10 protein-coding genes are annotated in these 10,195 nt (G+C 64.4%); 2 read left to right on the top strand and 8 right to left on the bottom strand.

Going from position 1 to position 10,195, the window contains the following annotated elements:
* From ASE11_RS16925 to ASE11_RS16915, 3 genes are all read right to left on the bottom strand, one after another.
* Positions 1 to 1,252: AMP-binding protein (locus tag ASE11_RS16925; RefSeq protein WP_200959376.1), on the bottom strand; the 1,252-nt coding region annotated here is incomplete at its 3' end.
* Positions 1,249 to 2,436, bottom strand: coding sequence for an acyl-CoA dehydrogenase family protein (locus ASE11_RS16920; protein WP_082585806.1), 1,188 nt, complete (start codon positions 2,434 to 2,436; stop codon positions 1,249 to 1,251). The genes ASE11_RS16925 and ASE11_RS16920, both read right to left, overlap by 4 nt.
* A gap of 12 nt (positions 2,437 to 2,448) precedes the next feature.
* Positions 2,449 to 3,633 carry an acyl-CoA dehydrogenase family protein gene (locus tag ASE11_RS16915; RefSeq protein ID WP_056274415.1) on the bottom strand — a complete coding sequence of 395 codons (1,185 nt, stop codon included), beginning with the start codon at positions 3,631 to 3,633 and terminating at the stop codon, positions 2,449 to 2,451.
* Between the two features lie 231 nt (positions 3,634 to 3,864).
* On the opposite strand from ASE11_RS16915, the gene ASE11_RS16910 reads away from it, so the two are divergent.
* Positions 3,865 to 4,593: a TetR/AcrR family transcriptional regulator gene (locus tag ASE11_RS16910; RefSeq protein WP_056274412.1), complete on the top strand. Its 729-nt coding sequence runs from the start codon at positions 3,865 to 3,867 to the stop codon at positions 4,591 to 4,593.
* A gap of 88 nt (positions 4,594 to 4,681) precedes the next feature.
* Complete coding sequence (locus ASE11_RS16905) at positions 4,682 to 5,440, top strand: SDR family NAD(P)-dependent oxidoreductase (protein ID WP_056274409.1); 759 nt, start codon at positions 4,682 to 4,684, stop codon at positions 5,438 to 5,440.
* Positions 5,441 to 6,073: 633 nt separating this feature from the next.
* On the opposite strand, the gene ASE11_RS16900 is transcribed toward ASE11_RS16905, so the two are convergent.
* The 5 genes from ASE11_RS16900 to ASE11_RS16880 form a co-directional block, all read right to left on the bottom strand.
* Positions 6,074 to 7,585, bottom strand: coding sequence for a tripartite tricarboxylate transporter permease (locus tag ASE11_RS16900; RefSeq protein WP_056274406.1), 1,512 nt, complete (start codon positions 7,583 to 7,585; stop codon positions 6,074 to 6,076).
* A 16-nt stretch (positions 7,586 to 7,601) separates the two neighbouring features.
* Positions 7,602 to 8,090, bottom strand: a complete 489-nt coding sequence (locus tag ASE11_RS16895; protein WP_056274404.1) for a tripartite tricarboxylate transporter TctB family protein — start codon at positions 8,088 to 8,090, stop codon at positions 7,602 to 7,604.
* Between the two features lie 130 nt (positions 8,091 to 8,220).
* On the bottom strand, positions 8,221 to 8,901 hold the full coding sequence (locus tag ASE11_RS16890; protein WP_056274401.1) for an ankyrin repeat domain-containing protein: 681 nt from the start codon (positions 8,899 to 8,901) through the stop codon (positions 8,221 to 8,223).
* Positions 8,902 to 8,914: 13 nt separating this feature from the next.
* A complete protein-coding gene (locus ASE11_RS16885) occupies positions 8,915 to 9,736 on the bottom strand; it encodes a TatD family hydrolase (RefSeq protein WP_056274398.1) in 822 nt (273 codons plus the stop codon).
* Between the two features lie 87 nt (positions 9,737 to 9,823).
* Positions 9,824 to 10,195: a PilZ domain-containing protein gene (locus tag ASE11_RS16880; RefSeq protein ID WP_056274396.1), complete on the bottom strand. Its 372-nt coding sequence runs from the start codon at positions 10,193 to 10,195 to the stop codon at positions 9,824 to 9,826.

Genomic DNA, 10,195 nt, shown 5'->3' with positions numbered 1-10,195 from the left:
CGCGGTCGCCGGGCACGGAATAACGTTCGCCGTCGATGCTGCGGAAGACCTCGGCGGTTTTCTTCGGATCGCCGAAGTAGCCCTCGGGCAGTGGCTCGCCGCGCGCGAGCCAGCCTTCGCCCTCTTGCCCTGCCGGCACGATGCGGCCGTCGTCGCCGACCATCACGGTGCGGGGGCCGGGCTCGAAGCGGCCGGTGGGTGTGGCGCGGTCTTTCGTGGTGATGGCGTAGCCCAGGCCCGCGGCCTCGGAGGCGCCGTAGATGTCGGCCAGCACCAGCCAGGGCATGTGGCGCAGCAAGCCGGCTTTGACCTCTTCGCTCCACATCAGGCCTGCCGAGCTGATGACTTTCAACGACGGCAGGTCGTAGCGCCCCGGTTGTTCGTCGAGCGCGGCGAGCATGGGCCGCGCGAACACGTCGCCCACGATCAGCACGCGCGTGGCGCGCTCGCGCTCGGCCAGGTGCCAGAGTTCGTGCGGATCGAAGCGGTGGTTCGCGAGCAACAAGGCGGTGCCGCCATTGAGCAACTCGGCCAGCGTGCTGCTGATGCCCGCGCCGTGCATGAGCGGACAGGCTGGCAGTACACGCCCGGGTGTGGCGTTGGCCGCGACCAGTGCCAGGTGCTCGCTCAGGTTGGCGGGCCGTTGCTGCACCAGCGGCGATTCGAGCTGACAGGCGCGGTAGTGGTTGCCGGGCCAGATCACGCCCTTGGGCCGGCCCGTCGTGCCGCCGGTGTAGAGCAGCAGCGGATCACGCTCTTCGCGCACGATGGTCAGGGGGCTGGCGTCGCCCGTTGCGGCCATGACCTGGAAACTGGCCGTGGCCTCGCCCTGGCCTTCGCCGTCCAGGCAGATGCACGAGCGCAGCGCCGGCATCCGCGCGACAAGCGTGGCCACAAGCGGTGCGAACTCCTGCTGGTACAGCAGGGCGGTCGCGCCCGCGTCCTCAAGCACGCCGGCCACCTCGTCCACCGTGTAGCGGTAGTTGAGGTTGACGTGAATCAGGCGCGACTTGAGGCAGGCGACAAAGCCTTCGATATAGCCAGGGTGGTTGCGCGAGAGGAAGGCCACCCGTTCGCCAGCCTCATGGCCGGCCGCCAGCAGGGCGCGCGCCACGCGGTTGCTGCGCGCGTCGAGTTCTCCCCAACTGACCACCTTCTCGCCATACACGATGGCGGGCCGGTCGGCGGGCACGCACGCCGCGACACCGTCGAGGATGTCGGCCAGGTTCCAGCCAGAAGCGGCAGCGATCATGCGGGCTGCTCCACGTGCGCGGAGGTTGCCGCGGGCTCGGTGCGCGCGGACGCGGCGTCCGAGAGCGCACTGAAACGGTCTCGCTGGAAATCGGCGTTGCCGTAGGCCAGATCGATCATGGACAGGCGCTTGAGGTAGTGGCTCACCGCGAGCTCGTCGCTGGTGCCCACGCCGCCGTGCAGTTGCACGGCTTGGTGGCCCACGAACAGGCTGCATTGGCCCACGCGCGCTTTGGCCGCCGCTAGGGCGCGCTGGCGCTGCAGGGGGTCGCCGTCCATGCTGGCCTGGGCCAGCAGCAGCATGGAACGTGCTTCTTCGCAGGCGATGGTCATGTCGACCATGCGGTGCTGCAGGGCCTGGAAGCTGCCGATGGTAGTGCCGAACTGCTTGCGCACCTTGAGGTACTCCAGCGTCATTTCGCTGACCGCGTCCATCGCACCACAGGCCTCGGCCAGGCGCGCGGCGATGGCGTTGTCCACGCCCTCCTCCAGCAGCGCCAGCCCTTCGTGCAAGGGCCCCAGCAACGCCGACGTGGGTAGATCGACTCCGTCGAGCTGCAGTTGGCCGATGTGCTGATGGTCGGGGCTGCGGAAGTCGCTGCGCAGCAGGCCGATCGCATCGGCGGGCACCAGGAAGAGCGAGATGCCGGCGCGCGCATCGACTGCACCCTGCGTGCGGGCGGGCACGATAAACCACTGCGCCGTGCTGGCGTCGGGCACCCAGGCCTTGGCGCCACTCAGGCGGTAGCCGCCGCTGACGGCCACTGCGCGTGTCTCCACGCGGTTCATGTGGAAGCGGCCCGCATGCTCGGCCAGCGCGGTGGCGATGCGCACACTGCCGTCGGCAATGCCTTCAAACAGTTGGCACTGCTCGGCAGTGCCCCCACGCGCTAGCAGGCGCACGGCGAGCACGCAGGTACTCACGAAGGGCTCGCGCAGCAGGCCGCGACCCAGGCCTTCGGCCACGATCATGGTCTCGGTGATCGAAGCACCAAAGCCGCCATGTTCTTCGGGAATGGCCAACGCCAGCCAGCCCATCTCGGCCATGCGGCGCCAGTTCTCTTCGTCGAAGGCTGCGCCCGCGGCCGTGAGCTTGCGCCAGTGCTCGAAGCGACCGTGTTCGCGCACAAAGCGCTCCACGCCGTCGGCCAGCATCTGTTGTTCGGAGGTGTGGTGGTTGTGCATGTTTAGTGCGTCCTAAAGGCCGAGTGCGCGGCGCGCGATGATGTTGCGCTGGATTTCGTTGGAGCCACCGTAGATGCTGGTGACCCGGCTGTGCAGATAGGCCGACATAGGGCCGGACTGGTGCAGCGGCACCGCACCGGGCGCACTGCCCGCTGGCGCGAAACGCGAGGCGTCGTAGCCCAGCGTTTCAACCCAGAGTTGCGTCGTCTGCTGCAGCAGCTCGGACCAGCGCAGCTTGAGCATGGAGCCGCGCGGCCCGGTGTCCACACCGGCCACGTTGTCGGCCAGCATTCGCAGGCCCATCTGTTCGATCGCCAGCACCTCGATCTCCAGCTGCGCCAGCTTGGCGCGGAATACCGGGTTCTGATACAGGCTGCGGTTGCCGTCGTTCGCCTGCCGCGCGTGTTCGCCCACCTGCTCAAGCTGGCGCGCCAGGCGCGCGCCCAGCGTGGCCGTGACCGCGCGCTCGCGGTCCAACAACACCTTGCCGTAGCTCCAGCCGCGGCCTTCTTCGCCCAGCAGCTGGCCCACTGGCACACGCACGGCGTCGAGGAAGACCTCGGTCACGTGGGCCTGCTCGTCGAGCGTGTGGAAGGGGCGTACGGTGATGCCGGGCGAGTCCATGTCGATCAGCAGCAGCGAGATGCCGTCCTGCTTGCGCGATTCGTCGCTGGTGCGCACCAGACAGAACATGTGGTTGGCTTCGTGGGCGTAGCTGGTCCACAGTTTCTGGCCGGTGACCACGTAGTGGTCGCCGTCGCGCACGGCACGGGTGCGCAGCGCGGCCAGATCCGAACCAGCCTGCGGCTCCGAGTAACCCTGGCACCACCAGTCCTTGCCGGAAAGGATTCCCGGCAGGTACCGCGCCTTCTGCTCGGCCGTGCCGTAGGTGAAGATGATGGGGCCGATGAGTTCCAGTCCTTGGTGGAACTGCGGCGGCGCGTCAGCGGCCGCTGTTTCCTGCTCGAAGATGTGTATCTGCACTGGCGACCAACCTGTGCCGCCGTGTTCGCGCGGCCAGGTGGGTGCGCCCCAGCCCTGACGGGCGAGGATGTCCTGCCACTGGCGAAACCCTTCTGCTGTGGCTCGGTAGCCGGCCCGCACGCGCCGGCGCAGGGTCTCGGGAACCTTCTGCTCACAGAAGCGACGCACTTCCTGCCGAAATGCCCGGTGTTCTTCAGTTTGGTCTAGCATCATTCTTTTTCACCTGCCGATCGGCAGGTAGATTTGGCATTTTTCCAGTCTGTATACTCTTGATGTCGGTATTTAAAGCTCTTGGTTTTTACTTACCGACAGGTTAATGATACAACCGCAACATCGGTGAATGCAAGCTCCATGACCCATGGTTAACCCGATCCGGCCGTCCGCAACACGGGAAGGCGATGGGGGTAACCTCTAGGGTTTTCCGCTCCCCTGAAAGTCTTTCCCATGGCACCACGCGCCAACGCCTCCGATTCCTTGTTGTCCCAGGGCAACCGCGAAGACCAGTTGCTGGAAATCGCGCGCCGCCTGTTCGCCAACCGCGGCTTTCACGCCACCTCCTTGCGTGACATTGCCGAGGCCGCCAACATCACCAAGGCCGCGCTGTACTACCACTTCCCGAACAAGGACGAGCTCTACGAGCGCGTGGTGATCCAGTCGCTCGACGCGTTGGTGCAGATGGTGGGTGCCGACGTGGCGCGCGCCCACACCCCTACCGATCGCGTGCGCGCCTTCATGCGCTCCTCGGCCCACTTTCTCGACATGCACCGCGAACACTGGCTGGCGGGCGCGAACGCCTTCCGCGAAGCTGGCCAGACCGAACGCCGCGGCGTGGCCCTGCACCTGCGCGACACCTACGAGAGGCTGCTGCGCCGCTGCATCAGCGAGGGCATCGACTCTGGCGAGTTCCGCCACATGGACGCCGCCATGACCACGCGCTTCCTGCTCTCGGCACTCAACTACGTGACGCGCTGGCACTCGCCCGCAGGAAAGCTGAACGTGAAGGAAGTGATGGATCAGTTCGTTGACATGGCGCTGCTGGGCATGACCACGCGCTCGCCCATGGAGATGCCGCAGGCCGCTGCGACCGTCGCGACAGCTGCAGCAAAGAGCACCGCCAAACCGGCTGCCAAGGCCGCCGCGCCAATCGCCTCACGCAAAAAGGCGAAGACCTGATCAAGTCGGCCCGCAAAGGCTTTTTTTTGCGCTTTCATGACTTACCGGTCAGCCGGTAGTTTTTAATTCACTATCCAGGATGCAGACGATGGAACCGAGCTTGAAGAACAAGGTGGCGCTGGTCACCGGCGGCGCGCAAGGCATCGGCCGCGCCATTGCGCAGCGCTTCGCGGACATGGGCGCGCTGGTGGGCGTGCTCGACATCCGGCTGGACCGCGCCGAGCAGGCGGTCGAGGAGATCCGCGCAGGCGGCGGTCTGGCCCAGGCCTTTGGTGGCAACGTGGCGCAGCGTGAGACCTTCACCGAGGCGGTGGCAGCGCTCGAACAGCAGCACGGGCGCCTCAACGTGCTGGTCAACAACGCGATCTGGGTGCGCTACGGCCCTACCGACGCGATCACACCCGAGATGCTGGAACGTATGACGGCCACGGGCTTCCACTCCATCGTCTGGGGCGTCCAGGCCGCTGCGCCCGCCATGGAGCGCAGCGGCGGTGGCTCCATCATCAACATTGCCTCGGCCGCCGGCTTTCTGGGCATTCCGGGCGCGCTGGTCTATTGCGGTGTCAAGGCCGGCGCGCTGGGCCTCACGCGCGCGGCGGCGGTGGAACTCGGGCCGCGCAAGATCCGCGTCAACGCCATCGCGCCCGGCTCGGTACCGACCGAGGGCGTGCGCATCAACGTGGATGAGGCCCTGGCCACCAAGCGCGTCGCGCGCACACCCTTGGGCCGCCTGGGACATGTGGACGACATTGCCGCCGCCGCGGCCTTCCTGGCCACGGACGAGAGCAGCTTCATGACCGGCGAGTGCCTGCTGGTCGATGGTGGCGTGACGCACGCGCTGCTCTGACGCCTTCGCCGATGCGGACCACGCCGGCACCAGACGCCGCCAACCCGCACAAGGGCGCCTCGTCGACCTGCACAGCAGGCCATGACATTCGTGCGACTGTATTCGTTGACGGCCATTCGCACTACCGCCACGATGGGCCCGAGGCCATGCGGCCCGTGGGCGAGACGGCCTTCGCCGCGCCATCGGCGCTTGTCGGCGAGACGACGGCTACGCGGCTCTGCGCCGCCAGCCACCGCATGTTCGAAAGCAACTGCCCAGTCGACTTAACGGGCTGCAGCTACGCCGTGCTGTGGAACGCCTTCAAGCGCGTGGCGCTGCAGCGCCAGCGAGTGCAAAGACCTATTCGCGCGCACGGCCGCACTCACCTACGGCATCGAAGACGTGCTGGCTTGGCCGCGACCCTGATCGAGGCAGCGCAGCGAACGTCGATTTTCCACAACATTACCTGGCGGCCGGTACGTCATGCGATGCATTTCAGGCGCAGCGCGTAGCTTGCAGGTACGCTGCACCTGGTGTTAGACACCACTCTCACCCGCGCCAACAACGACAACAGCTCGAACTTCAAAAAGAAAAACCCGACACAAGGTCGGGTTTGTTTCACATCCATCTGCTCGCTTGGGCAGATGCGTGTGGTCATTCTTCGACGAATGCTTCTTCGCGCTTCTTCTTGATCGAAGGCAGCAGCACGATCACCAGCAACAAGGCGGCTGCGGCCAACAAGGATGCCGAGATGGGTCGTGTGACGAACACCGACCAGTCGCCGCGTGAAATCAGCAAGGCGCGGCGCAGGTATTCTTCCATCATCGGACCGAGGATGAGGCCCAGCAGCAGAGGTGCAGGCTCGCAGCCCAGCTTGATGAAGCTGTAACCGATGAGACCGAAAATGGCCACCATCCAGATGTCGAAGCTGTTGTTGTTGGTTGAATAGACGCCGATCGCGCAGAACATCAGGATGGCGGGAAACAGCCAGCGATAGGGCACGGACAGCAGTTTGACCCACACGCCGATGAGTGGCAGGTTCAGCACCACGAGCATCAGGTTGCCGATCCACATCGATGCGATCAATCCCCAGAAGAGCTCTGGGTTGGAGGTCATCACCTGCGGGCCTGGCTGGATGTTGTGAATGGTCATTGCGCCCACCATCAGCGCCATCACGGCGTTGGGCGGAATGCCCAAGGTGAGCAGCGGAATGAAGGAGGTTTGCGAGCCGGCGTTGTTGGCTGCCTCGGGAGCCGCCACGCCGCGAATATTGCCCTGGCCAAAAGGCACTTCACCCGGCTTGAGTTTGGTCTTCTTCTCGATGGTGTAAGCCGCGAAGGAAGACAGCAGTGCGCCGCCGCCGGGCAGGATGCCCAATACCGACCCCAGCGCCGTGCCTCTCAAGACGGCGGGTGCCATGCGCTTGAAATCTTCCTTCGTGGGCATGAGGCCATGGACCTTGCCGGTGAAGACTTGGCGCGTGGCCTCGTCGTGCGACAAATTGCTGATGATCTCTCCGTAGCCGAAAATGCCCATGGCGATCACGACGAAGTTGATCCCGTCGGTCAACTCGGGGATGTCAAAGCTGAATCGGGCCACGCCGGAGTTCACATCGGTGCCGACCAAGCCAATCAGCAGGCCCAGCACAATCATGGCCAAGGCCTTGAGCAACGAGCCCGATGCCAGCACCACGGCTCCAATGAGGCCCAGCGTCATGAGTGAGAAATATTCAGAGGGACCGAAGCTCAGCGCCACTTCCGTCAGCGGTGGCGCAAATGCAGCCAGCACCAAGGTGCCGACACAACCGGCAAAGAATGATCCCAGACCTGCGGCCGCGAGTGCAGGCCCTGCCCTGCCCTTGCGCGCCATTTGGTAACCGTCGATCACGGTCACGACCGATGAAGACTCACCCGGCAGGTTCACCAGAATGGCGGTGGTGGAGCCTCCGTACTGTGCACCGTAGTAGATGCCGGCCAGCATGATGAGCGCAGCCACCGGCTCCAAGCCGTAGGTCACGGGCAGCAACATGGCGATGGTGGCGAGCGGGCCGATACCGGGCAGCACGCCAATGAGCGTGCCCAGCAGGCAGCCCACGAACGCATAGATCAGGTTCTGCAGGGTGAAAGCGACACTGAAGCCCAGTGCAAGGTGGTCAAAGAGTTCCATGAGGGCGGGTCTCCAGTCAGGCGGTCAGGAAAGCAGGCCACACCGGGAACTGCAGGTTGAGCATGTAAACGAAGGCACCGTAGCTGCCGATCGCAAGGATGGTCGCCAGAATCAGGGACTCCTTGATGCTGGAGTTCGGACGGGCAAAGCCTGCAATGACGACCAAGCCGTAGATCGCAACGATGAAACCCATGGCAGGGATTCCCCAAGAGGGCAATCCAACCAGAAGAGCGCCGAAAATCAGATTGGCCCCGAGCACAAAGCCCAACGGGCGCCAGGCAATCTTTCCGATCGGGTCACCATCTGGAGCCTTGCTGCGAAACGACTGGAGCGTAATCACGGCACCCAGGATCGTGAGCACGATCCCGAGCAGCAGAGGGAAGTAGCCGGGGCCCATGCGGGCCGCGTTGCCTACGTCGAAGTTCGTTGCACCCACGGCGAACGAGATGCCCACGATGGTGAACATCAATCCAGAGAAAAAGTCTTTTTGACTTGCCAGCTTCACAGTGTCTCCTCCAAATAATGGGTGCCGCGATTTTGATCCGGTCAAGGCAATTGCCCCATGTGGGTTACACCTACATACGCGGTCGCGTGAAGCGCCTCGTCTTCACACTGCAGATGTCCGCGGGGAGTGCCTACCAGCGACCCTTGGGCTGTTTCGCCCGGACGAATGCCGCGATGAGGTTGGCCGATTCTGCCCTCTGGGCGCGGTTGGCGAAATCGATGGCCGTGAGTCCCTGCTGGTTCTTCAAGAGGGGGTCGGCGCCCTCTTCCAGCAGCAGCTTCACCACCGTGGGGTGGCCGTAGTGCGCGGCCATCATCAGCGGCGTTGTGCCGTTGGGCGACTCGGCGTCGATGTAGGCGTGGTGCTCCAACAAGAGCCGCGCCATGGGCAGACTCGTTTCGTCGGCGTTGGTCGCGGCGTAGTGCAAGGGGGTCCAGCCGGGCTTGTTCACTTCGGCATTGCGCGCGATCAGGCGCCGGGCCACTTCCAGCCTCCCCTTGAGTGCCGCCATCATCAGCGGGCTCTCGTCATTGGGGGTCCGACTTTCAACCTGCACTTTGGCCTGTCCCAGAAGGAAGTCCGTGACCTCTGGTACTTCGTCGCGCAAGGCGAGGAACAGCGCATGTTCGCCCACCTCGTTTCGCGTGTTCAGGTCGAACCCGCGTTGAGCCAACTGCCGCATCGCGCCGACGTCATCGCGTTTGACGGCCGAGAAGAAGTCGGTGAACGAGTCGGCCCACAGCGCGGTGGAAATCAAGAGCAATGGCATCAACAACCATTTAAAAACAATGATCTTTTTTGTGTTTTTCATGTGAACTCTCAAGTCAGGATTTCGGCGAGGACGACCCGACGCGGTCAAACAGGCGATCGAAATTCACACTAGTGGCCTGCGCCACCTCGGCCACGGTCAGGCCCCTTATCTCGGCAATCTGCTCTGCGACCCTCGGCACGAAGGCCGGTGAATTGGTTTTGCCACGATGGGGCACCGGTGCCAGATACGGGCTGTCGGTCTCGATCAACATGCGATCCAGCGGCACGAACGCGGCGACCTCTCGCAGGTCGCTCGCGCTGCGAAACGTGAGGATGCCGGAGAACGAGATGTAGAAGCCGAGTTCGAGCGCGGCGCGAGCCACCTCGGCCGTTTCGGTGAAGCAGTGGAACACGCCGCGGGCCGCGTCCATTGAACCAGCGTCGCCCTGAAAACCACCCTCATCGCGCAGGATGGCCAGGGTGTCTTCAGAAGCACTGCGGGTATGGATCACCAGTGGGAGGCGGGTGCGCCGTGCGGCACGGATGTGGGTGCGAAAGCGTTCGCGCTGCCAGGCCATGTCGGCCGTGGTGCGCTCGCCCAGACGGTAGTAGTCCAGCCCGGTCTCGCCGATAGCCACCACGCGCGGGCGTGCAGCTCGTTCAATCAGATCGTCCAGCGTGGGCTCCTGCACCCCCTCGTTGTCTGGGTGCACGCCCACCGTGGACCACAGGTTGTCGTGCTCGCGTGCCAGCATGTGCACATCTTCGAACTCTTCCAACGTGGTGCAGATGCACAGCGCCCGGTCCACTTGCGCCTGTGTCATGGCATTCAAGATCTCGGGCAACTGGCTTTTGAGTTCTGGAAAATTCAGATGGCAGTGGGAGTCGGTGAACATGCGGGCCCTGGGAATTCGGCAACGGGAAGCGGGCCATTCAAGGCCCGATCAGCGGCGCAACGGGAGAAGAGCCGTAGAAGAGCCGCCTCAGAGCGTCTGGGTGGCGCGGTCGGATCCAAGGCTGGAGCCGAGGATTTCCTCGATCTTCAGCTTCAACATGCGCGACTTCTCGTCGGACGGGAAGCGGATGCCGACACCTTGCGTGCGCCCACCAGAGGCCTTGGCCGGGGTGACCCAGGCCACCTTGCCCGCCACCGGATAGCGCTGTGGGTCGTCTGGCAGGCTGAGCAACACATACACATCGTCGCCCAGGCGGTATTCGCGGGACGACGGGATGAAGATGCCGCCGTCTGCGAACAGGGGGATGTAGGCTGCATAGAGCGCTGCCTTCTCCTTGATGGAGAGCTGGATCACGCTCGGGCGTGCCGCAGCAGCCGAGGGAGAAGGGTTTGTGCTCAT

The sequence above is a fragment of the Hydrogenophaga sp. Root209 genome (assembly GCF_001428625.1).
Lineage (GTDB): Bacteria > Pseudomonadota > Gammaproteobacteria > Burkholderiales > Burkholderiaceae_C > Hydrogenophaga.
The sequence above is the reverse complement of the archived record's forward strand: the minus strand, read 5'-3'. Positions and strand labels throughout refer to the sequence as shown.